We start from the raw sequence: 20,329 nt of genomic DNA on the forward strand, positions 1-20,329 counted from the left end.
GGGGGAAGCGCTAGAACGCCGCTTCCCAGGACGTCTGCGCGTTCTTGAGCGCATCGTCCATGGACTGCTGCCCGTCCAGCGCCGTTTGCAGCTGCTGTCCGAGCTGGCGCATGAGGTCCTCGGCCGTGGGCAGGCCCGTGAACTCGTTGGCCGGATAGCCCGCCTTGTAGATGTCGAAGGCCTGCTTGAAGAGCTCGTCGCTGCCCGAGAAGTCCGGCGTGGACTGCGTGTTGCCGGGGAAGGCCTTCGCCAGGGTCGACAGCTTCGAGTTCGTGTCCTTGCTCATCAGGAACGACACGAGCTTGAAGGCGGCATCCTTGTGCGCCGAGTTCTCGGCCACGCCGATGCCCCAGGAGGCGTACGGGATGCCCCGCTCGCCGGTGTAGCCGTCGGCGGCCGGGATGGCGGAGATCGAGAACTTGAGGTCGGGGTTCGACTCGCGGATCAGGTTGATGTGCGCGAGCGAGTCGATCATCATGCCGACGCGACCGTTCGTGAACTCCTCGACCTTGTCCTGCTCCTTCATCGTGAACGAGCCGGACGCGATGACGCCGTCCTTCCAGAGGCCGTCGATGTAGTCCATCGCCGAGGTGACGTCCTTGTTCGTCAGGTCGGGCTTGCCGTCCTTCAGCATCGAGCCGCCCGACGCCCAGACCCACGACATCACGTCGTTCTGCACGCCGTTGGGGGCTTCGAGGGAGAGCGGGAGCACCCAGCCCGAGACGTCGCCGCCGAGAGCGGTGATCTTCTTCGCGGCGTCGGCGAACTCGGTGCGCGTCGACGGGGGCGCGGTGACGCCGGCCTTGGCGAGCAGGTCGTCGTTCGTGAACATCGGGTAGACGAAGTTGACGACCGGGATCATGTAGGTGCTGCCGTCGACCTTGATCTGGCTCGCGAGCTGGCTGTCGTCGTAGCCGCTGTCCTTCATCAGGTCGGTGAGGTTCGCGATGACGCCCTTGGAGGCGAAATCGTTGACCCACGCGCCGTCGAGGCCGACGACGTCGGGCATGGTGCCCGAGGCGGCGCCGGCGAACAGCTGCTCCTTGGTCGAGGCGTAGGGGCCGCTGACCAGGTTCACCTTGATGCCGGGGTTCTCGGACTCGAACTGATCCATCAGCGCGCGGAACTGCCCATCGGGAAGCTCCGGCTCCCACCACTGGGCGAACTCGATCGTGACGTCGCCGCCGGCGTCCGAACTGCCGGACGGCGATGCGCTGCTCGAGCAGCCCGACATCGCCAACAGCGTCGTCGCCGCGGCGACCGCGCCGACGACTGTGAGGGCCCTGCTGTGACCCCGCCCCACTCTGGACATCGCTTCTCCTCTTTGAGTATGTGCGCGATCCGCACCGCTGCGGATTCATGCGTCTTTCAGCACCATTATGCCGTCTTTTGCCGCTTCGTCAAGAGCTCCTTCGCAAACAATGCTGACTTCTGCCGCCTTTTGCTGATTTGAGAGGTGAAAACGGCGTGCCCTGTGCTAGTGATGGAGGCATGGACAAAGCAGCCCCCCGCGGCCGACGTCTCCCCGCCGGGCGCAAGGCCGACCTGGCGGCCTACGTCGCCGAACACGGACAGGTCACCGTCGCCGAGTTGTCGGAGCACTTCGACGTCTCGATCGACACGGTGCGCCGCGACCTGGATCAGCTGCACCGCGAGGGCGCGCTCATCCGCACCCACGGCGGCGCCGTGAGCGCCACCGACGGCGCGCTGCGCGACCGGGGGCTGGATGTGCGCCTGCGCGTACAGGTGGAGGAGAAGGAGCGCATCGCCCGACTGGCGGCGGAGATGGTCGACGACGGCGCGGTCATCATGCTCAACGCCGGCACGACGACGCTCGCGGTCGCCCGCGCCCTGCGCAGTCACCGGGATCTGACGATCGCGACCAACAACCTGCGGATCCCCGCCGAGATCGCCCCCTCCGCCTTCCGCGACCTCTACGTCTTCGGCGGCGCGGTGCGCACCATCACCCAGGCGACCACCGGGCCGGTCACGTTCACGATGGCGGCCGGAGGACGCGAGCTCGACATCCGCTGCGACCTCGCGCTGGTCGCGGTGGGCGCCGTCGACGAGTCCGGGTACTCCACGAGCAACCTGGGCGACGCCACCATGATGGCGGAGATGATCGACCGCGCCGACCGCACCGCGGTGCTGGCCGACTCCTCCAAGCTCGGGCGGCGCCTGTTCGCGCAGGTCGCGCCGCTCGACGGCGCCGACTACCTGATCACCGACGCCCCGCCCGCGCCGGCCCTCGCCGCGGCGCTGGGTCAGGCCGGTGTCAGCGTGATGACACCCTGACGCGACGCGACCTACAATCGCAGCGTGGGCACCATCTATTACGGAGGGTCGGCGACGCCGATCCACATCGAGGACCGGGTGCTGGCGCACCTCAAGGTCGTCGTCGCGACGAAACTGCGCCGCGGCGAGAGTTTCACGGTCTCCTGGCAGCACCCCGAGGGCGAGCCCGGCGGTCGCAGCACGATCTGGCTGCATCCGTCCATCGCGCTGCGCTTCGTGTTCGACGACCCCGAGCCGACCGAGCTGAACCGGGCGTGGATCGAGGAGCTGGCGCAGTCGGCCAGCTCGTCCGGCGGCATCCTCCTGACCGAGGAGCAGATCGAAGCCCCCGCCGACGAGGAGGCGCAGGACAACGCGCCGCAGACGGTCGCGGTCGCCGACGCCTGAGGGTCCTCACGTGGCCCGCACGGGCGGGAAATGCGCGATCGGGATCGGCCGACTCGCGGTCGACGACTCCTCCGCCCGCAGGAGGGCGTGGCCGCAGCTCAGACACTCGTCCAGGCGGCGATGGCGCGAGCGGCGCCGCGGACCCCGCATCCACACCGCGTCGTAGCCGTCGTCGCCTCGCTCGATGTACGCCACCACGAACTCCGCGTCGTTGGCGCCCACACGCGTGTCGCACAGTCGCCACGCATCGTCGTCGATGGGGATGAGTTCGAGGGGGCCGTCGATTCGCGCAGGATGCGTCATCACCGTCACCGCCTTCATCCCCCAGTCTGCGCGTCGCGCAGACGACGGACGAGGGGATTGACAGGCCCCTGCCGACGTGAGAGGTGCGGCGCTCAGCCGGTCATGACCTCGCCGCTGTAGGGGCCTTCGGGCTCGGGCACGATCTGGAGCCCGGCGGTGGAGTTCGCGGCGTGGGTCAGCGCCTCGAGCCACGCACGGTTGAGCGCCGGCTGGCGGCTGCCGTGGTACGTGTACACGAGCGACGCGTGCGGGTGCAGCCAGATCGCGGTGCGTCCGTCGCCGAGGCTCGTGTCGTTGCGCCAGCTGAAGGTGAACGTCTCGCCGCGCCGCAGCTTCTGACTGATGACGACCTGCAGGTGCGCGAGCACCCGGTCGTCGAACTCCGCTTTGACACTGCCGTCGTAACTGAACCGTCCCACGGCTCTACCGTACTGCGAGCTTCCGACGCCGGCGCGCCGCTCAGGCCAGTGCCGCGGTGCGGCGGGAGATCTCCGCGCACGCGCGATCGGCCCCGACGACGTCGGACGCCAGCGAGGTGGTGGCGTCGAGCACCGCCACGGGGATGCCGCTGCCCAGCAGCATCCGGCAGACACTGAGCGATCCGTCATCGATGCTGGGGAACTCCACGATGTCTGTCGACCCGGTCTGCACCAGCCGCTGGGCGTACGTCAGCACCGCGTCCGCGACGTCATCGGTGGTGAGGATGCGGTGACCCTCGATCAGAATGTCTTTCACGGCTCGGCCTCGCCAGGGAATCGTCAGAACAACGTCGGGTGGGAGTCCACAGTCAACCGAACCGGGCGGGCGACGACGAGGGGGTTGACAGCCTCCGGCGACCCTGACAGGCCCCGGCGCCGGCGGCGCCCCGCGCGCTCACGCGCGGCGGTAGTCCGCCACCATCGGGCAGTCGAACGGGTCGCGGGCCGCGAGGCCGACGCGGTTGAGGTAGTCGATGACGATGGCGTACGAGCGCCAGACGCTCGTCTCCGTGTACGGGATGCCGGCGCCCTTGCAGTAGTCGCGGACCACGGCACGCGCCTTCGAGAGGTGCGGTCGGGCCATGCTGGGGAAGAGGTGGTGCTCGACCTGGTGGTTCAGACCGCCGAACATCCAGGTCGCCCACCAGCCGCCCGTGATGTTGCGCGACGTGCGCACCTGCTTCGTGAAGAAGTCGAGGCGGGCGCTCGCGTCGACGATCGGCATCCCCTTGTGGTTGGGGGCGAACGAGGCGCCCATGTACACGCCGAACACCGCGAGCTGCACGCCGAGGAAGGCGAACGCCATGCCGAGGGGCAGGAGCAGGAAGACCGGGACGATGACGACGGCGAGACGCGTCGTGATCAGCGCCAGCTCCAGTCCGCGCTTCTTGACCGGCTGGCGCGACAGGAGGTGGCGGATGCCGTGGGCGTGGAGGTTGAGGCCCTCGAGCGTCAGCAGCGGGAAGAAGAACCAGCCCTGGCGACGCGTGATGAACCGGCGGATGCCGCGCGCCTGCACGGCGTCCTCGACGAGGAACGAGATCGTGTCGACCTCGATGTCCGGGTCCTTGCCGACGCGGTTGGGGTTCGCGTGGTGGCGGGAGTGCTTGGAGTCCCACCACGAGTAGCTGATGCCGACGACGCCGGCGGCGAGGATGCGGGCGAGGCGGTCGTTGGCCGGGCCGGAGGAGAGGATCTGGCGGTGCGCCGCTTCGTGGGCGAGGAACGCGACCTGGGTGAGCACGATGCCCAGCGCCGCCGCGATCAGCAGCTGGAACCAGCTCTGCCCCAGGAGCACGAAGCCCGCGACGCACCCGCCGAGGCACAGCGCGAGCGCTGCGCCGACGAGCGCGTAGAACACGGGCGCGCGGCGCAGCAGGCCGAGTTCCTTCACGACCTGCGACACCTGGGTGTACGACCGAGCGACCGACGGGAACGTCTCCGACGTCGCGTAGGTCTGTCGAATCGGTCCGAGAGTGGATGCGGGGGCGATGGTGGCCATGTCCGGCTCCGTTGATCGGCGGTCCATCGCACCACGCGATGCCCGTTGGGCGAAGCCAAAGGCGGATGCCGATCGCTGGTCCCGACACTACGCTTACGTCTATACGGCTCCGGGCATACTCTCCGGCCCGCTCCCCTGCTCCCAGCCCTCAAGGATGCGGCATGACACTCGCACTGGCGATCGATCTCGGCGGCACGAAGATCGAAGCGGCCCTGGTCGACGACGACGGCGCGATCGTCGAGGGCTCCCGGCGACGGACGCCGACGGGGGCCGGCGCCGCCTCGGATGTCACCGTGCTCTCACGCGGCCTCGCCGAGGTGATCGACGGATGCCGCGCGCACCCGCGCTGGAGCGAGGTCGCCGCCGCGGGGATCGGCGCCGCCGGGCCGATCGATCTGGCCGCCGGCACCATCGCGCCGATCAATCTCCCCGCGGCCCACGGCTTCGGCATCGTCGAGGCGGTGCGCGCGGCGAGCGGGCTCGACGGCGTCACACTGCGCCTGGACGGCACCTGCATCGCACTCGCCGAGGCGTGGCGGGGCGCCGCCCGGGGCGTCCGTAACGCGATCGTCTTCGTCGTCTCGACCGGCGTCGGCGGCGGCATCCTGTCGGACGGACGACTCGTCGCCGGAGGGTCGGGCAACGCCGGGCACCTCGGGCAGATGCTCGTCGCCGACATCGACGGCGACCCGGCGGCATCCACCCTCGAGCAGCGCGCCTCGGGACCGCACACCGTCGCGTGGGCGCAGGAGCGGGGTTGGACGGGCTCGACCGGCGAGGAGCTCGCGTCCGCGTATCGGGACGGCGACCGCATCGCCCGGGCGGCCGTCGCCCGCTCCGCGCACGCGGTCGGGATCGGCCTGGCGAGCGCCGCGACGCTGCTCGACCTGGAGCTGGCGGTCGTCGGCGGGGGCTTCTCGTTCGTCGCCGACGACTACCCGCACCAGATCGAGGAGGTCGTGCGCGCCTCGGCGATCAACGGGTACGCCGCGCGACTGCCCGTCGTGCGCGCGGGCCTGGGCGGCGACGCCCCGCTCATCGGCGCGGCGGCGCTCGTGCACCGCGCCGACCTGCTCTGACGTCGGCGGCGCGTGGCCCGCTCGTGTTGACGATGTCGGCACCCGGTGCTTGCATCTGCTCATGCGTCACATCACATCGGCCGACGGCACCGCCATCGCCCTGCACGAGACCGGAACCGGTCCCGCCGTCGTCATCGTCAACGGCGCCCTGTCGACGGCGCGGGATGCCGCGCCCCTCGCCGAGGCGCTGGCGCGCGCCGGCTTCCGCGCGGTGACGTACGACCGCCGCGCCCGCGGCGACAGCGGCGACACCCGGCCCTCCGCCCCGCTCCGGGAGACCGAGGACCTCGCCGCGGTGGTCGCGGCCGCCGGCGGCGCGGCCGCGGTCCTCGGTCATTCGTCCGGCGCCGTGCTGGCGCTGTACACGGCCTCGCTCCCCTCGGGCGGCGGGATCCGTCGGCTGTTCCTCTCGGAGCCGCCGTTCCACTTCGGCGTCCACGAGCCGGCCGTCGACCTCGCCGACCGCATCCAGGCCCTGGTCGACGCCGGCGACGAGGAGGAGGCCGTCGTGCTGTTCCAGCGGGAGGCGGTCGGCCTGCCCGAGGCGATGATCGCGCAGTTCCGCGCGACCCCGATGTTCGCGCAGATCGTTCCGCTCGCGCAGTCCACGGTCTACGACGCCGCGCTCACCCGTGAGCTGTCGACCCCGGACGAGGGGATGCTGTCGGTCGCCGTCCCGGTCACGATCCTCTGCGGGCAGCAGACGTTCCCGATGCTGTCGGCCGCGGCGCAGCGCCTGTCCGCGGCCATGCCGGCCGCGGAGCTTCTCATCGTGCCCGAGTCGGTCGGTCACCGCCTCGACCCCGCCGCCGCGACGACGATCGTCGCCGAACGCTGGGCCTGACGGCGCACCCGGGCAATCCGTTTCCCCGCGAGCCCCGAACAACCTCCGTCACGACACCCGTCGCGACCTGAACAGGAGGTCAGTCATGAGCTCGTCACCGAACCGCCTCGTCGCCGTCGTCTTCGGCGCCGTCTACCTCGTCGTCGGAGCCCTCGGCTTCGCCGTCACCGGCGGCGTGGGGTTCCTCGCCACCGACGGCGGGCTGCTGCTCGGCATCTTCGCCGTCAACCCGCTGCACAACATCGCCCACCTTCTGATCGGTGCCGCGCTCGTGATCGCCGGCCTCAGCGGCGTGCGTGCCGCCAAGACCGTCAACGCCACGATCGGCGCGGCCTACCTGCTGCTCGGCGTGGTCGGCTTCTTCCTGGTCGGCACGTCCGCGAACATCCTGGCGCTCAACGTGCCCGACCACTTCCTGCACCTCGGCAGCGCGATCGTGCTGCTGGGCGTGGGCCTCGGCGCGGAGCGCGGCGCACGGTCGGTCACGGCATGAGCGCACCCTCCCACGCCGCGGCCGCCCCGGGAGCCGCTCTGCGCGCCTGGATCGTCCCGCTCGCGTGGGGGGCGGGACTCATCTCGATCGGCATGGGGGCGGCGGCCGTCACCGCCGCCTCCTCGTCCGTCTGGGGTCGGGGGATCGGTATCGTCCTCGCGACCGCCGGCGCGGCCTGGCTCGCCTGGGGCGCCGCGGCGCTGGCCGCCGGACGTCTGCCGATCCCCCGAACCGCGGCGGCGTCGACGCTCGTCACTGTCATCGGCGTCGCCGCGCTCCTCGCCGCGACCGGAGGCCGCGCGAGCGTGCTGGCCGCCGCCGTCGCGATCGTGCTCCTACTTCTGGTGGCCGTCATGACCATCGCCGCCGCGCGCCGCGGCCCGTCCGCGCCCGGTGCCATCCGCACGGTGCCGCTGCTGCTCGCCGCGGCGATCGTGGCGGTGGTGACCACCCCGGCGCTGGGCGCCGTGCAGGACGCGGCGCTGCTGCGCACCGACGGCACCGTCATCGTGGTCGACCCGCACGCCGGCCACTGACGGCGGGGCGGCGCGGGACGGTCAGGAGAGCGTGCGCGCGAAGGGGTCGAATCCGTCCGGCAGCAGCGGGACGTCGGCCACGGTGCTGTCGATCGTGAGCGTCTGCCCGGTGCCGGCGGACTCCTGCGCCGAGAGCATGACGTCCAGCACGTGGTAGCCGAGCTCTCCGGTCGCGACGTGAGGACGGCCGTCCGCGATGGCGCGGGCCATGTCGAGCACGCCCAGTCCGCGGCCGACCACGGTGCCCTGCTCCTCGACCTCGATCCACTCCTGCTCGAAGCGCATGCCGTCGCGGATGACCCCGAGCGGCTTGACGTAGGCCGTCCGCCCGGTGAAAGCGTTCGGGTCGGGCAGGACGATGGTGCCCTCCGAGCCGTGGATCTCGATGACGCCGTGGCGCTCCAGCGCCGAGTCGAAGCTCAGCAGGTGGGTGCCGTGCTGGCCGCCGGCGAACGAGGTCAGCACCTGGACCGTGGAGGGCACCTCGACGGGGAAGCTCTCCCCCGCCCGCGGGCCGGTGTGGATCTGGCGCGTCGTCTGCCAGCGCGAACCGCGGGCGGTGACGCCGGCGACGGGGCCGAGCAGGCTCACGAGGGCCGAGAAGTAGTACGGGCCCATGTCCAGGAGCGGGCCGGCCCCCTGGGCGAACAGGAACGCGGGCTCGGGATGCCAGAGGTCGGGACCCTGCGTCTGGAACGACGTCTGCACGAACAGCGGCGTGCCGATGACGCCGTCGCGGATGGCGCGCTTGGCGGTCTGGAAGCCGGGCCCGAGGATCGTGTCGGGCGCCGAGCCGACGCGCACGCCGGCGGCATCCGCCTGCGCGAGCAGCGCGCGCGTGCTCTCACGGTCCAGGCCCAGCGGCTTCTCGGTCCAGACGTGCTTGCCGGCGGCGACCGCCGCCTGGGACACCGCGACGTGCACCGCCGGGATCGTGAGGTTGACCACGAGGTCGACGTCGGGATTGGCCAGCACGTCCGCGCCCGTTCCCCAGCTGGGCACGCCGTGCTCCTCGGCCTTCGCCCGGGCGCGCTCGGGCAGCAGGTCGCCCACCGCCACGACCTCGACGTCGGGGAACGAGGTCAGGTTCTCCAGGTAGGTCTGGCTGATGACTCCGGTGCCGATGACACCGACGCGCAGGGCGCTCACTTGACGTACCCCCCGTCGCGGAGGAAGGCGTAGCTGGCGGCGATGTCCTCGAACACGTCTCCCGGGGCCTTGTCGTACTCGATCACGGCGTAGCGGATCGCGGTGCCGGCGGTCAGCGCCTCCGCGAGCGGGACGTCGGCGGTGCCGGCGTGACGCTGGTCGAGGGTGTCCGAGCCGAACGAGCCGGCGCCCGGAGCCCACGGGTTGGATGCCGGGACGACGCCGTCCTTGACGTGCACCGCGACGAGGCGATCGCCCAGCGCGGAGACGAGAGCCGGCACGTCCTGGCCGCCGGTCAGCGCCCAGAAGAGGTCGAGCTCGAGCTGCACGCGCTCGTCGGTCAGCGCGACGAAGCGCTCGTAGGCGGTGGCGCCGTCGAAGGACGCGACGAACTCCTGCGCGTGGTTGTGGTAGCCGACGCTCAGGCCGAACTCAGCGGCCTTCTCGGCGGCGCGGTTGAGGCGGTCGGCGATGTCGGCGACGCCGTCGGCCGTCAGCCACCGCTCGGGGGCGACGAACGGGTCGATGACCGTGGTCATGCCGATCTCGGCGGCGGCGGCGAACACCACCTCGGGGGCGGGGGTCGGGATCTCGCCGTCCGGGGTCCAGAGCGTGTCGGACAGCAGCGGCGCGTGCCCGGTGGGCGATGCGAGGCCGCTGGCATCCAGCGCGGCGCGGATCTGCGTCGGACGGGAGACGAAGTCGAACGCCTCCACGTTGCGCAGGCCGATCGCGGCGAGCTTGTCGAGCGAGCCCCCCATGTCGGCGGTGAACTCCTTGGCCAGCGTGTAGAGCTGGACGGAAGCGACGGGCAGTGTCATGACGTGCGTCCTTCGAACCTCGTTGTCTCGTGTGTACGGCGTCGCCGGCTCGTCGTCCGTTCGGCGCTGAGGCGACGGTATCACAAAACCTCCACCTGGAGGTTTTGTTTCCCGCCATCGGCTAGGTTGGATGCCGTGAGCACGGACGACGAGGCGGTGATCGGTCGGCGCGGACTGCAGCCGAAGGGCGTCGCCCGCCGCCAGGAGATCCTCGACCGCGCCATCGAGGTCTTCCGCGAGCGCGGCGCCGACGGCACGTCGCTGCGGCGCATCGCAGAGGCGATCGGCGTCTCGCACGCCGCCCTGCTGCACTACTTCGACTCGCGCGAGCAGCTGCTCGTCGCCGTCTACGCGCACGCCGAGGCTCGCCGCAACGCGACGGCGAGCCCGTCCGGCCCGCCGGGCGTGGACACCATGATCGACGCCGCGATCGCCAACGTCGACGTGCCGGGGCTCGTCCAGCTCTACTCGACCCTGCTCGCCGCCTCGCTGGAGGCCGGCAACGACGTCGGGCGCGAGTTCTTCTCCGCACGCTTCGACCGGGTGCGCGCGGAGCTGACCGCCTCTTTCCGCACGCAGCAGGCGGCCGGCGACATCCGCGACGACGTGCCCGCCGAAGACCTCGCCGCCCTGCTGATCGCGGCATCCGACGGTCTGCAGATCCAGTGGCTGCTCGAGCCGTCCCTCGGACTCAGCGACACCCTGCGCACCTTCGCGCGCCTGCTCCAGTCGCGCCGCTGAGGCCGGCGCCCTAGCCTGGGACGATGACCGTTCCCGACGTCCTGCGCTACGCCGCCTTCACCTCCGACCCCGAGGGCGGCAACCCGGCCGGCGTGGTGCTCGACGCACGCGGGCTCGACGCGGCGACCATGCAGCGGATCGCGGCCGAGGTCGACTTCGCCGAGACCGCCTTCGTGATCGGTACCCGCGAAGGCGGCGCCCGCCGCATCCGCTACTTCTCCCCCATCGCCGAGGTGCCGTTCTGCGGGCACGCGACGGTGGCCACCGCGGTCGCCGTCGCCGAACGCGGCGACCTCGCGGGAGACGCCATCGTGTTCGCCACCCCCGTGGGCGACATCCGCATCGAGCTCGAACGGGACGCCGACGGCATCCGCGCCGCGTTCACGAGCGTGCCACCGTCGGTGCGTCCGCTGCCGATCGAGGACCGCGACGCGATCCTCGATCTGCTCGCTCTGGCGTCGTCCGACCTCGATCCGGCGCTCCCGCCGCGCCTCAGCGACGCCGGGAACCCCCACCCCGTGATCGCGCTCGCCGAGCGCTCCACGTTCGATGGGTTCACCTTCGACCCGGGCCAGGTGCGCACCCTCATGGACGCACGTGGCTGGCCGGCCACGATCACGGTCGCGCACCGCCTCACCGCCGATCGCTTCGCAGCCCGCAACCTCTTCCCGGTGGGACGCATCACCGAGGATCCCGCGACCGGGTCGGCGGCCGCCGCATTGGGCGCATACCTTCGGGATCTGCGGGCGGTCGAGGTTCCGGGCCGGATCACCATCGAACAGGGCGCACACGTCGGACGCCCCGGTCTGCTCGCGGTCGACATCCCTGCGACGGGCGGGATTCGTGTGAGCGGTGCCGCCGTACCGCTGACGGCGATGCGGTAGCAGTCGACGTCGTTCCCTCACGGCGTGACCGACGCGGAGGCTGGTCGGCACGCCGGACGTCAGGACTGCTCGGCGAGCACTTTCTGCAGGAAGACCTGCGCGGTGCCGTCGCCCTGGTCGATTCGTTCACTCTCGCGATAGCCGAGACGCTCGTACAGCGCGATATTCTGCGTGCTCAGCGAGCCGGTGAACAGCTCCGCCCGCCGGCATCCGCTCTCGATCCCCCGCTGCTCGACCGCCTCGAGGAGACGCGAGCCGATGCCCTCCCCCTGCTGGTCGGGCGCGATCGCGATGCGACCCACCAGAAGCACCTCACCATCCGCGACGGCGCGCACGACCCCGACCAGGCGCGACGCGGCGAGTGCGACGCAGCCGAGGTTCTCGCGCAGTTCGAACGCGACCTCATCCAGGGTCTGCGTCAGCGGCGCCATGTCGGGGTCGCCGTAGATGAGCGCCTCCGTGACGAACGCCGCGCGCTGAACCGTCAGCACCTCCCCGGCATCGGAGGGACGGATGGGGCGAATGATGATCTCGGACATGGCGTCCATCCGTATCGCTCACCGTCCACCGGGTCAACCCCCTCGGTGCGTCGCGGGCAGGCTTCTTACGTTCGCCCCACCGCATCCTGACGTCCCGCGCCGTCGGAACGGGAGGTGCGACCTCGACCGATGCCGCCTCCGGAGAGGACGCCCGTGATGCAGCCGTCCTCCTTCTTCTGGAAGAGATCATCGTCTGCGGCCGCCTCGTCGGCATCTCGTTCCGCGCGCGCCGCCGGCGACCTACGCTGAGATCGTGAGCGCAGTCGACGAGACGGGTCCCTTCTTCCACGGCACGGTCGCCGAACTGCACCCGGGCGACCTCCTGAGCCCGGGGTTCCGATCGAACTATCGACCCGACGTCGTGATGAACCACATCTACTTCACCGCGCTGCTGTCCGGCGCCGCTCTCGCGGCCGAACTCGCCGCTGACCTCGTCGGCGACGGCCGCGCTCCTCGCGTCTACCTCGTCGAGCCGACAGGCGCTTTCGACGACGACCCGAATGTGACCGACAAGAAGTTCCCCGGCAATCCCACGCGCTCCTACCGCAGCACGGCGGCGCTGCGCGTGGTCGAGGAGGTGGAGGACTGGCCGCGACTGACGCCCGAGGAACGGCAGCGGTGGCGCGATCGCATCACATCGCGACCGCCCAGGGAACGAGGCGAGATCCTCAACTGACGGGGAGCAGCTCCGCCGGAGCGAGAGGAAAGTGGCGGAGACGGAGGGATTTGAAATCGCGCGGATGCCAATCGAACCCGACCGAAACCGCATGAATCCGCGGGTTCTGACGCCGCGGAGGTGCTCCTCGATCAGGTCCCTTCAGCTCAATTCGTGGCAGAAACATGGCACGTGTGATCGTCCGTCCGCTCGAGCTTCGAGCTTCGAGCTTCGAGCTTCGAGCTTCGAGCTTCGAGCTTCGAGCTTCGAGCTTCGAACTTCGAGCTTCGAGCTTCGAGCCCGGACAGTACCGCGCGTGTCGTGTAGCCAGCTTTTCGCCGATGAGACCCTACAACTGCCAGTCAACGGGCGACCGATCTTTACTGGCAAGGAACTGGTTTGCGCGCGAGAAATGCCGGGCACCCGAGAAACTTGGGTACCGTGACGCTTCCTCCCGCCACGGATGAGTGGACCTCAATACCAAGTGTCGCGCAGGCAACCGGGCCGCATCACCGAGCCGGTTTGCGTCGTCACCCCAGAGCATGAAAACGATTGGCTTAGGTTGCTGTGCTAGAACCTGCAGGACACCAGCTGTGAACGCCTCCCACAAACGCTGATCTGATCCAGGAGTACCCTCTCGAACAGTAGGGCTGGAATTAAGAAGTAGCACACCTCTCTTCGCCCACGACTCGAGCGACGCGCCGTTGACTGGGGTGGTGAACCTTACGGCTGGGTCGTTCTGGAGTTCAGCAAAGATTCTCGATGCCGAGTGGGGCCGTGGATGACCGTCCCTCAGGTCGACCGCGGCGAAGTCGCCCGCGGCCGTGCCGAGCGCGAATGTGCCCACCACCGCAGCCCAGTAGAACAGCTCTCGCCGGGTCGTGGTGATCGCGTGCACGGACAGCGTTCCCTCCACGCGCCACCAGGTCCAGAAAACGAGCCCCAGGATGACCGCGTACGCCAGGGCGGAGATCGCATACGGCAACCCGAGCACGACGTCGGCTGCCATCGTGCCGAACACTCCGACCGCGGCCACCGTGAGCCAGTACACCACGGGCACATAGCGGCGTTGGGTGAGCTGCACGCAGAGCATGACGGCGAAGATGACGAACCCGAGGAAAACGGCGACGACCGGCGGCATGATCCGGATCGAGAAGTCCGAGACGGCCTCGCCGAGCGCGGTCGACGCGGCCTTCGTCGCCCAAAACGACCAATCCGGTTCGGGAACGCGGGTCAGACCCTCGGGTTGCGGCGCGCGTGCTCGTCTCGGTTCGGGATGCCTGCTCACCGGTCGAGCGTCACGGTGCCGCTCTGATCTGCCGCTAAGGAACCGCGGATCGGCACGCGGCGCGGCGTCACCGCGCTGGCACCGGTTTGGTGCGGACGGGTCCCATCCACGCGATGATGAGGCACGCGGTGATCGCGCCGGCGGCCATGATCCCGGCGAGCACGACGATCTGGAACCTCCCGGCCTCCAGCGGCGAGATGCCACCGAAGATCGCCCCGACGAAGGCGCCCGGCAGCACGACCAGGCCGGTCGTTTTCGTCTGATCGATGCTCGGGACGAGCGCATCGGTTACGGCCCGACGGGCAAGGTCCAAGGTCGCGCGGCGAGGTGTGGCGCCGATCGCGAGCCATCCCTCGACCTCGTCCCAGTGGTCCGACACCGCCCTCGTGAACAGGCGTCCGGTGAGCGTCGCGACGCTCATCGAGTTGCCGATGATGATCGCCCCGATCGCGAGCAGGTACCGGCCGGTGAGCTCGAGGGCACCCGAGGCGAAGACGACCGTTAGCGTCACAAGGATGCCGGATGCCATGGCGGCCGCCATCATGCCCAGCGTGCGCCACGTTGCGCCGATCCGACGGGTCGCGACCGTGCACGCCACCGCAAACATCACGACGAGCGCGACCGCGATCCAGCCGGTGTGCGTGATCACTCCGCCGAGGATCACACTGATCACAGCCAACTGGATGGCGCCGCGACCGATGGCGATCGCCGGATCCGCGAGCCCCGGGATACGGAAGGTCGCGAGGACCGCGGTCGTGATCGTCGCCAGCAGGAGCACGCCGAGCGCCGAAGGCACCAGATCGGCGGGGATGTCCACAGCGGGAGCCTACCCAGCGACGGGCGGGCACGGCGTCACCTTAGAACGGCCTTAGTTTCACATCCGTAGCGTCCGTCGCGTGACCGAAACAGTGACCCCGCCCGCCGCCTCGGCCCGCCGGCGCGAGATGCTCAGCAAAGTCCCGGAGATCACCCTCTGGTTCTGGATCATCAAGATCCTCTGCACCACCGTCGGCGAGAGCTTCGCCGACTGGATCAACATGACCCTCGGCGTCGGGCTCGAGATGACCTCGGTCATCTTCACCGTCGTCCTGGCGGCGGTCCTGATCTGGCAGCTATCGCTGCGACGGTACGTGCCGTTCGTCTACTGGCTGACGGTCGTCGTCGTGAGCGTCACGGGCACGCTGTACACCGACATCCTCACCGACGACCTCGGAGTGCCGCTCGCCCTCAGCACGACCGTTTTCGCGGTGCTGCTGGCGGTCGTGTTCGGAATCTGGTGGCGCAGCCAGCGCACCCTCTCGATCCACAGCATCACAACCACACCGCGCGAACTGTTCTACTGGCTCGCGATCCTCGTGACCTTCGCGTTGGGCACGGCCTCCGGCGACTGGATCCTCGAGCTCACCGGCTGGAGCCCGGGCGTCTCGGTGCTGCTGCCGGCGGGGCTCATCGTGGCCGTGATCATCGGATGGCGCTTCGGCGCAAGTCCGGTGCTCTCGTTCTGGCTGGCATACATCCTGACGCGGCCGCTCGGCGCGAACCTCGGCGACTGGCTCGGATTCCCGATCGATCAAGGCGGCCTCGGACTCGGCGTCGGCTGGACGAGCATCATCTTCCTCACCGCGATCCTCGCCACGGTCATCTACCTGTCGGTGACCCGGGCCGACGTCATCGACACCACGCCGCCCGAGACCCGCGCCGCCGACCCGCGCCGCGAGCGCCTGATGCTGGGCTACTTCGCCGTCGTCGCGCTCGCCACGGCGGGAATCCTCACGTGGGCAGCTGCGCAGCCGCACGACATCGCGGCCGCCAGCGAGGAGGGGCCTGCGGCGACGGCGACCCTTGCACCCGGTCAGTCGGCGACGACGAACTTCCCGGCATCCGACGTCGCGAACTTCCGAACCATCGCGCAGGAGACACGGGACCTCGTGACCAGCGGAGACCAAACCGGCGCCGTCGCCCGGGTAATGGATCTCGAGTCCGCCTGGGACGATGCGCAGCCGACACTGCAGCCGCTCGACGACACCGGCTGGACCGTCGTCGACGGGCAGATCGACGCCGTACTCACCGCGGTGCGCGCGACGAACCCCGACACCGCGGCCGAGACGGACGCGCTGAAGACCCTGATCGCGACGTTGCAGTAGCAGTACCGTACGAGGATGCCGCTCGATCCCGTCTTCTCCGAGAGGCTGCGCGTCCACCGGCGCTACCTCTTCAGCCAGGCGCTGCAGCTCGCACGCGCACGGGTCGAAAGTCTGGGACTCCCCCCACGGACCGGTCGCCGCTCCCCCACGGCGGCCGGTCCCAGCAGCCGCCCCAAGGGACCGGTCCCCACTGCCCGCGAGCGTCACCGCCGCGCTGCCCGCGCTTGGGACAAGACGGAACTCGACACCGTCGGAACACCCGGTCCTGACATCGAGACGCGTGAGTTCACGATCGCAACGCCCGGTTGCCCGAATGTCCGGATGCGCGCCTACCTCCCACCCGGCCCTGGTGGCCGCCCGGCCGTACTCGCCTTCTTCGGAGGAGCGTTCCGCATCGGCGGCATCGACTACCCGACGACGGACGCCGCGAACCGCCGCCGCGCCGCGGAGGCGGATGTCATCGTGCTCGCCGTGGACTATGCCTTGGCCCCCGAGCATCGCTTTCCGACGCAGGTCGCACAAGGTCACGCCGCGCTCGAGTGGCTGTTCGCGCATGCCCTGGAGTTGGGCATCGACGCGAATCGCGTGGCGATCGCGGGGACATCGGCCGGCGCCGCGATCGCCGCGAGCGTCGCGCTGATGAACCGCGACCGCGGCGATCTTTCACTGCGCCTTCAGTTGCTCGAGGTGCCCGTCGTCGACCTGACGGGTCGGCACATCGATCTTCGCGCGACGTGGGCCCTCGGCGTCCCGGCGATCCTCGCGCTCCGCGAGCTGCGCTCCATCGCGCGTACCTACCTGCGCTCACGAAACGACTCGACGCACCCGTGGGCGTCGCCGTTGCGGGCGGCCAGTCACGCGGGCCTTCCGCCCGCGATGATCCTCACGGCGCAGTACGACCCACTCCGCGGACAGGGTGCCGCGTACGGCCACCGCCTGCGGCGAGCCGGAGTGGACGCCACGGTCGTGCAATACCAGGGCGTCATCCACGACGTCCCGACCTTCACCGGCGTCCTCCCGGCCGCGCGTGCGTGGCATGCGCAGGTGGTCGACACTCTCCGCGGGTTGCACGACTGAGGCGGCTCAGTAGGCCGCGTCCTCGTCGATCTCGTCGGTGCTCTCGCCCTCGTCGCTGACGAGTACGAGCAGCTCGATCGCCGCAATGACGACGGCCGCCAGCAGCAGAATGCCGCTGCCGATTCCTCGCATCGTCTTCGTGCCGGTCCGTCCAGACATCTGCGACCCTCCGATCTGCTGTTGCGTGTGGCCAATCATGAGCGATCAGGCCTAAGCCCGTGCTAAGGGTTCGGCCGCGCGAACGAGCAGACGAGAAATGGCCGGGGCCCATGCCCCGGCCACCCCGTCCGCGTAGCTCAGTTGCCGCTGCCGGTCGATCCTGCGTCGTCGTTCCTCTCGGCGTCGGTGTCGGCCGCGCCGTTGTCGTCCGCCGTCTCGGCATCGGTGTCAGCGGCACCGTTGTCGTCGTTCGTCTCGGCGTCGGTGTCGGCGGCGCCGTTTTCGTCCGCCGTCTCGACGTCCGTGTCGGTCGTCGAGGTGACGGTCGTGTCGGGCGACGACGGCGTGGCGGCGTTCGCCGGCAACGCCAGAGCGAGCCCGCCGAGCCCGAGAGCGAGTGCAGCGACACCCCCGCCGACGCTCATCGCGAGGGTCTTCTTCCTGATGGCCACGATCTTCTCCATTCCGCGGGACTCTGCGCCCCGCACGCACAACACGATCGTTCACGCCCTATAAGCAACCTCGAAGAATCGGGACCGACCTCCTCCGATCGCGATTCTTAGCGCAATCTCAGAGCCGGGTGACAACGGTGGAGGGATGCCTCAGGACCATCGCCCCCGCTTCTGGCTCCGTCTCCTGGGCGCCATCGCCGCACTCGCGATCGTCACCGTGCTGGGCCTCGTCATCGTCGCGCACCCCGCATGGTCGAGCGAGGAGCTCGAAGTGGTCGCCGCCGTGCACGGTGCATCCAACTCCTTCCTCGACGTCATCGCTCTCGGCATCAACGCGGGTCTCGGCCCGAACGGGGCGCCGTTCATCGTGCTGCTCGGACTCGCCTGGACGCTGCTGCTGACGCGTTCTTGGCGGCGAACGCTGCGCGTCGGGCTCGTGATCGGCATCCCCTGGGTGATCGCCGAGCTTCTCAAAGAGGTCGTCCAGCGCCCGCGCCCCGATGCGACCCAGCTCGCCCCGATGATCGTCGGAGACCCTACGACCTACAGCTACCCAAGCGGACATACGGCCTTCGCCGCCGCACTGTCATGCGCGGTGGTTCTCGTGCTCACTACGGGCCGTGCCCGTACGATCAGCATCGTGGCGGGATCCGTGCTCGTGCTCCTTACCGCGTGGTCGCGGGTGTACCTCGGCGTGCACTACCCGACTGACGTGACCGCGTCGACCGTCCTCGTCCCGTTCCTCGCGATCGCGATCAACCGCCTGGCCCGGCCATGGCTCGAGCCCGTCACCTCGCCGCCGACGTCCGCCGTCGCCGTCGAGATGGAGGGCTGACGTGGTCGACGCACGCCCGCGTCTGCTTCTCGCCGAAGACGACCCGCAGCTCGGCCCCTTGATGGTCCGCGTTCTCGACGAGGTCTACGACGTGCGCCTCGTCGCCGACGGCGGCGACGCCCTCGACGCCGCGCTCGAGGGCATGTTCGACGTGCTGATCATCGACCGCCGCCTGCCGACGGTCGACGGCGTCTCGATGGTGGAGACCCTCCGTCAGAGCGGTGTGAACACGCCGATGCTCATCCTCACCGCCCTCGGTACCGTGCAGGACAAGGTACGGGGATTGGATGCCGGGGCGAACGACTACCTCGTGAAACCGTTCGAGTTCGACGAGCTGTTCGCACGGCTCCGCGCGATCCGGCGGGTCACCGACGGCGAAGGTCCCTTCGTCCGCCTCGGCCCGTGGGAGTTCTACCCAGACTCTCGCACGGTCTACTCGCCCTACGACGGCCGCACGATCCTCACCGAGCGCGAATCCGACCTGCTCAAGCTGTTCGTCACCCATCCGCAGACCACCTTCGGCCGCACCGAGATCCTCCGCGCCGTGTTCGAAGCAACAGACACCCCCGGTACGGTCGACACATACGTGCACTACCTGCGCCGCAAGACCGACCCGGACATCGTCACCACTGTCCGCGGCCGCGGCTACCGATTGGGGCTGCTGTGACAAGACGCCCGCGGCGGATGGACGCGGATGAGCTGCTCGTGCGCCGCACCGCGATCCGGGTCGGGGTGTGGATCACCGTGGCCGTGTCGATCCTCGTCATCGCCGTGCTCATTACGGCGCTCGCGTTCGTGTTCCAGCAGGTGCCCCTCTCCGATCTGTTCGACCGCAACCGCCACGAGGAGATGGTCGACATCGGCGGCCTCGACATCATCGTCGGCGGCATCGTCATCGGACTGCTCGCCGTAGCCCTCGCCGGAACCCTCGGCATCCTCGCCACCCGTCGCGCCGTCGCGCCGCTCGTCGAAGCCCTCGCCCGGCAACGCCGCTTCGTCGCCGACGCGTCCCACGAGCTGCGCACCCCCCTCGCGATCCTCGACACACGCCTGCAGGTGCTCGAACGCGACCTCGCCCCCGACGACCCGCACCGCGGTCTCGTCGAAGAGCTGCGCGGCGACTCTCGCAACGTCATCAACGTCGTCAATGACCTCCTCGACGCGGTCGACGTCACCGAGGCGGGAGCGGTGACGCCGGTCGCCATCGGGCCGGTGATCGCGGGCGCCGTGGCATCCATGCGCATGATCGCCGCGGAACGCCGGATCGACCTCCGTCTCGTGTCTGAGGGAATGGATGCCTCGGCGCTGATCCCCGCCACGAGCCTGCACCGTGCCCTGGTGGCACTGATCGACAACGCGGTCAAGCACACGTCCGCGGGCGAGTCGGTCAGCGTCGACGCGCATTCGGAGCGGGGACACGTGGCGATCTCGGTCACCGACCGCGGTACCGGCATCCGCGGCATCGAACCCGCTCGAGTCTTCGACCGCTTCGCACGCTCATCACTCGCCGTCGACGGTGGCGGCAGCGCCAGCACGGGATTCGGCATCGGGCTCAGCCTCGTGCAGGACACGGTCGGGCGTTTCGGAGGGACCGTCGAGGTGACCAGCACCTCCGAAGCCGGAACCGTCATGACGCTGCGGGTCCCCTCGCCTCGGCGCTGATGGGCG

The 20,329-nt window shown here is 69.9% G+C and carries 26 protein-coding genes; 14 read left to right on the forward strand and 12 right to left on the reverse strand.

Going from position 1 to position 20,329, the window contains the following annotated elements:
- Positions 1 to 10: 10 nt before the first annotated feature.
- Positions 11 to 1,312, reverse strand: a complete 1,302-nt coding sequence (locus tag AC1Q49_RS02690) for an ABC transporter substrate-binding protein (protein ID WP_101305539.1) — start codon at positions 1,310 to 1,312, stop codon at positions 11 to 13.
- Between the two features lie 179 nt (positions 1,313 to 1,491).
- Between AC1Q49_RS02690 and AC1Q49_RS02695 the strand changes: the two genes are divergently transcribed.
- Both AC1Q49_RS02695 and AC1Q49_RS02700 read left to right on the forward strand, forming a co-directional pair.
- The gene (locus AC1Q49_RS02695; RefSeq protein ID WP_061782002.1) at positions 1,492 to 2,295 is read left to right on the forward strand and encodes a DeoR/GlpR family DNA-binding transcription regulator; all 804 of its coding nucleotides are present in this window, start codon (positions 1,492 to 1,494) and stop codon (positions 2,293 to 2,295) included.
- A gap of 24 nt (positions 2,296 to 2,319) precedes the next feature.
- Entirely contained in the window at positions 2,320 to 2,682 is a 363-nt protein-coding gene (locus AC1Q49_RS02700; protein ID WP_060959014.1) for a DUF7882 family protein, read from the forward strand.
- A gap of 6 nt (positions 2,683 to 2,688) precedes the next feature.
- Here AC1Q49_RS02700 and AC1Q49_RS02705 read toward each other — a convergent pair whose 3' ends face one another.
- The 4 genes from AC1Q49_RS02705 to AC1Q49_RS02720 form a co-directional block, all read right to left on the reverse strand.
- Positions 2,689 to 2,985, reverse strand: a complete 297-nt coding sequence (locus AC1Q49_RS02705) for a hypothetical protein (protein ID WP_223849505.1) — start codon at positions 2,983 to 2,985, stop codon at positions 2,689 to 2,691.
- Positions 2,986 to 3,077: 92 nt separating this feature from the next.
- The gene (locus tag AC1Q49_RS02710) at positions 3,078 to 3,404 is read right to left on the reverse strand and encodes a DUF7882 family protein (protein ID WP_060959013.1); all 327 of its coding nucleotides are present in this window, start codon (positions 3,402 to 3,404) and stop codon (positions 3,078 to 3,080) included.
- Between the two features lie 40 nt (positions 3,405 to 3,444).
- On the reverse strand, positions 3,445 to 3,720 hold the full coding sequence (locus AC1Q49_RS02715) for a hypothetical protein (protein WP_060959012.1): 276 nt from the start codon (positions 3,718 to 3,720) through the stop codon (positions 3,445 to 3,447).
- Positions 3,721 to 3,858: 138 nt separating this feature from the next.
- A complete protein-coding gene (locus AC1Q49_RS02720) occupies positions 3,859 to 4,965 on the reverse strand; it encodes a fatty acid desaturase family protein (RefSeq protein WP_060959011.1) in 1,107 nt (368 codons plus the stop codon).
- A 161-nt stretch (positions 4,966 to 5,126) separates the two neighbouring features.
- Between AC1Q49_RS02720 and AC1Q49_RS02725 the strand changes: the two genes are divergently transcribed.
- The 4 genes from AC1Q49_RS02725 to AC1Q49_RS02740 all read left to right on the forward strand — a co-directional run bounded on the left by AC1Q49_RS02725 (position 5,127) and on the right by AC1Q49_RS02740 (position 7,917).
- On the forward strand, positions 5,127 to 6,044 hold the full coding sequence (locus AC1Q49_RS02725; protein WP_492490857.1) for an ROK family protein: 918 nt from the start codon (positions 5,127 to 5,129) through the stop codon (positions 6,042 to 6,044).
- A gap of 61 nt (positions 6,045 to 6,105) precedes the next feature.
- Positions 6,106 to 6,888, forward strand: coding sequence for an alpha/beta fold hydrolase (locus tag AC1Q49_RS02730; RefSeq protein WP_061782004.1), 783 nt, complete (start codon positions 6,106 to 6,108; stop codon positions 6,886 to 6,888).
- An 85-nt stretch (positions 6,889 to 6,973) separates the two neighbouring features.
- Positions 6,974 to 7,381: a DUF4383 domain-containing protein gene (locus AC1Q49_RS02735; RefSeq protein ID WP_060959008.1), complete on the forward strand. Its 408-nt coding sequence runs from the start codon at positions 6,974 to 6,976 to the stop codon at positions 7,379 to 7,381.
- Entirely contained in the window at positions 7,378 to 7,917 is a 540-nt protein-coding gene (locus tag AC1Q49_RS02740; RefSeq protein WP_061782005.1) for a hypothetical protein, read from the forward strand. The genes AC1Q49_RS02735 and AC1Q49_RS02740 overlap by 4 nt, the downstream gene beginning before the upstream one ends.
- A gap of 21 nt (positions 7,918 to 7,938) precedes the next feature.
- Here AC1Q49_RS02740 and AC1Q49_RS02745 read toward each other — a convergent pair whose 3' ends face one another.
- Positions 7,939 to 9,066: a Gfo/Idh/MocA family protein gene (locus tag AC1Q49_RS02745; RefSeq protein ID WP_492490858.1), complete on the reverse strand. Its 1,128-nt coding sequence runs from the start codon at positions 9,064 to 9,066 to the stop codon at positions 7,939 to 7,941.
- Complete coding sequence (locus AC1Q49_RS02750) at positions 9,063 to 9,887, reverse strand: sugar phosphate isomerase/epimerase family protein (RefSeq protein ID WP_492490859.1); 825 nt, start codon at positions 9,885 to 9,887, stop codon at positions 9,063 to 9,065. The genes AC1Q49_RS02745 and AC1Q49_RS02750 overlap by 4 nt, the downstream gene beginning before the upstream one ends.
- Before the next feature lie 135 nt (positions 9,888 to 10,022).
- On the opposite strand from AC1Q49_RS02750, the gene AC1Q49_RS02755 reads away from it, so the two are divergent.
- A complete protein-coding gene (locus AC1Q49_RS02755; protein WP_492490860.1) occupies positions 10,023 to 10,628 on the forward strand; it encodes a TetR/AcrR family transcriptional regulator in 606 nt (201 codons plus the stop codon).
- 23 nt (positions 10,629 to 10,651) lie between these two features.
- Positions 10,652 to 11,512 (forward strand): PhzF family phenazine biosynthesis protein, encoded by an 861-nt coding sequence (locus AC1Q49_RS02760; RefSeq protein WP_492490861.1) that lies wholly within the window; start codon positions 10,652 to 10,654, stop codon positions 11,510 to 11,512.
- Positions 11,513 to 11,571: 59 nt separating this feature from the next.
- On the opposite strand, the gene AC1Q49_RS02765 is transcribed toward AC1Q49_RS02760, so the two are convergent.
- A complete protein-coding gene (locus AC1Q49_RS02765; protein WP_101307153.1) occupies positions 11,572 to 12,051 on the reverse strand; it encodes a GNAT family N-acetyltransferase in 480 nt (159 codons plus the stop codon).
- A 253-nt stretch (positions 12,052 to 12,304) separates the two neighbouring features.
- On the opposite strand from AC1Q49_RS02765, the gene arr reads away from it, so the two are divergent.
- A complete protein-coding gene (arr, locus tag AC1Q49_RS02770; RefSeq protein ID WP_101305531.1) occupies positions 12,305 to 12,727 on the forward strand; it encodes an NAD(+)--rifampin ADP-ribosyltransferase in 423 nt (140 codons plus the stop codon).
- 328 nt (positions 12,728 to 13,055) lie between these two features.
- On the opposite strand, the gene AC1Q49_RS02775 is transcribed toward arr, so the two are convergent.
- The gene (locus AC1Q49_RS02775; RefSeq protein ID WP_492490862.1) at positions 13,056 to 13,994 is read right to left on the reverse strand and encodes a hypothetical protein; all 939 of its coding nucleotides are present in this window, start codon (positions 13,992 to 13,994) and stop codon (positions 13,056 to 13,058) included.
- Positions 13,995 to 14,061: 67 nt separating this feature from the next.
- A complete protein-coding gene (locus AC1Q49_RS02780) occupies positions 14,062 to 14,811 on the reverse strand; it encodes an ABC transporter permease (protein ID WP_492490863.1) in 750 nt (249 codons plus the stop codon).
- A gap of 79 nt (positions 14,812 to 14,890) precedes the next feature.
- Between AC1Q49_RS02780 and AC1Q49_RS02785 the strand changes: the two genes are divergently transcribed.
- Complete coding sequence (locus tag AC1Q49_RS02785; RefSeq protein WP_492490864.1) at positions 14,891 to 16,138, forward strand: COG4705 family protein; 1,248 nt, start codon at positions 14,891 to 14,893, stop codon at positions 16,136 to 16,138.
- 321 nt (positions 16,139 to 16,459) lie between these two features.
- Complete coding sequence (locus AC1Q49_RS02790) at positions 16,460 to 17,215, forward strand: alpha/beta hydrolase fold domain-containing protein (RefSeq protein ID WP_492490865.1); 756 nt, start codon at positions 16,460 to 16,462, stop codon at positions 17,213 to 17,215.
- 6 nt (positions 17,216 to 17,221) lie between these two features.
- On the opposite strand, the gene AC1Q49_RS02795 is transcribed toward AC1Q49_RS02790, so the two are convergent.
- Positions 17,222 to 17,374 (reverse strand): hypothetical protein, encoded by a 153-nt coding sequence (locus tag AC1Q49_RS02795; RefSeq protein WP_492490866.1) that lies wholly within the window; start codon positions 17,372 to 17,374, stop codon positions 17,222 to 17,224.
- Positions 17,375 to 17,511: 137 nt separating this feature from the next.
- Positions 17,512 to 17,838 (reverse strand): hypothetical protein, encoded by a 327-nt coding sequence (locus AC1Q49_RS02800; RefSeq protein ID WP_492490867.1) that lies wholly within the window; start codon positions 17,836 to 17,838, stop codon positions 17,512 to 17,514.
- Between the two features lie 133 nt (positions 17,839 to 17,971).
- Here AC1Q49_RS02800 and AC1Q49_RS02805 point away from each other — a divergent pair, with 133 nt between their 5' ends.
- The 3 genes from AC1Q49_RS02805 to AC1Q49_RS02815 are packed head-to-tail and all read left to right on the forward strand — an operon-like array spanning position 17,972 to position 20,323.
- Positions 17,972 to 18,661 (forward strand): phosphatase PAP2 family protein, encoded by a 690-nt coding sequence (locus AC1Q49_RS02805; protein ID WP_492490868.1) that lies wholly within the window; start codon positions 17,972 to 17,974, stop codon positions 18,659 to 18,661.
- Position 18,662: 1 nt separating this feature from the next.
- Positions 18,663 to 19,328 carry a response regulator transcription factor gene (locus AC1Q49_RS02810; protein ID WP_492490869.1) on the forward strand — a complete coding sequence of 222 codons (666 nt, stop codon included), beginning with the start codon at positions 18,663 to 18,665 and terminating at the stop codon, positions 19,326 to 19,328.
- 17 nt (positions 19,329 to 19,345) lie between these two features.
- Entirely contained in the window at positions 19,346 to 20,323 is a 978-nt protein-coding gene (locus tag AC1Q49_RS02815) for a sensor histidine kinase (protein WP_492490870.1), read from the forward strand.
- The last annotated feature ends 6 nt before the right edge of the window (positions 20,324 to 20,329 follow it).

The organism is Microbacterium sp. MPR-TSA4 (genome assembly GCF_058792815.1).

Bases quoted from the DNA above. Each gene is read 5' to 3' on its own strand.
- AC1Q49_RS02740 (WP_061782005.1), top strand. From the start codon at position 7,378: ATGAGCGCACCCTCCCACGCCGCGGCCGCCCCGGGAGCCGCTCTGCGC.
- AC1Q49_RS02730 (WP_061782004.1), top strand. From the start codon at position 6,106: ATGCGTCACATCACATCGGCCGACGGCACCGCCATCGCCCTGCACGAG.
- AC1Q49_RS02690 (WP_101305539.1), bottom strand. From the start codon at position 1,312: ATGTCCAGAGTGGGGCGGGGTCACAGCAGGGCCCTCACAGTCGTCGGC.
- AC1Q49_RS02720 (WP_060959011.1), bottom strand. From the start codon at position 4,965: ATGGCCACCATCGCCCCCGCATCCACTCTCGGACCGATTCGACAGACC.
- AC1Q49_RS02735 (WP_060959008.1), top strand. From the start codon at position 6,974: ATGAGCTCGTCACCGAACCGCCTCGTCGCCGTCGTCTTCGGCGCCGTC.
- AC1Q49_RS02800 (WP_492490867.1), bottom strand. From the start codon at position 17,838: ATGGAGAAGATCGTGGCCATCAGGAAGAAGACCCTCGCGATGAGCGTC.
- AC1Q49_RS02760 (WP_492490861.1), top strand. From the start codon at position 10,652: ATGACCGTTCCCGACGTCCTGCGCTACGCCGCCTTCACCTCCGACCCC.
- AC1Q49_RS02750 (WP_492490859.1), bottom strand. From the start codon at position 9,887: ATGACACTGCCCGTCGCTTCCGTCCAGCTCTACACGCTGGCCAAGGAG.
- AC1Q49_RS02795 (WP_492490866.1), bottom strand. From the start codon at position 17,374: ATGTCTGGACGGACCGGCACGAAGACGATGCGAGGAATCGGCAGCGGC.
- AC1Q49_RS02815 (WP_492490870.1), top strand. From the start codon at position 19,346: ATGGACGCGGATGAGCTGCTCGTGCGCCGCACCGCGATCCGGGTCGGG.
- AC1Q49_RS02705 (WP_223849505.1), bottom strand. From the start codon at position 2,985: ATGACGCATCCTGCGCGAATCGACGGCCCCCTCGAACTCATCCCCATC.
- AC1Q49_RS02805 (WP_492490868.1), top strand. From the start codon at position 17,972: ATGCCTCAGGACCATCGCCCCCGCTTCTGGCTCCGTCTCCTGGGCGCC.
- AC1Q49_RS02790 (WP_492490865.1), top strand. From the start codon at position 16,460: ATGCGCGCCTACCTCCCACCCGGCCCTGGTGGCCGCCCGGCCGTACTC.
- AC1Q49_RS02725 (WP_492490857.1), top strand. From the start codon at position 5,127: ATGACACTCGCACTGGCGATCGATCTCGGCGGCACGAAGATCGAAGCG.
- AC1Q49_RS02695 (WP_061782002.1), top strand. From the start codon at position 1,492: ATGGACAAAGCAGCCCCCCGCGGCCGACGTCTCCCCGCCGGGCGCAAG.
- AC1Q49_RS02765 (WP_101307153.1), bottom strand. From the start codon at position 12,051: ATGTCCGAGATCATCATTCGCCCCATCCGTCCCTCCGATGCCGGGGAG.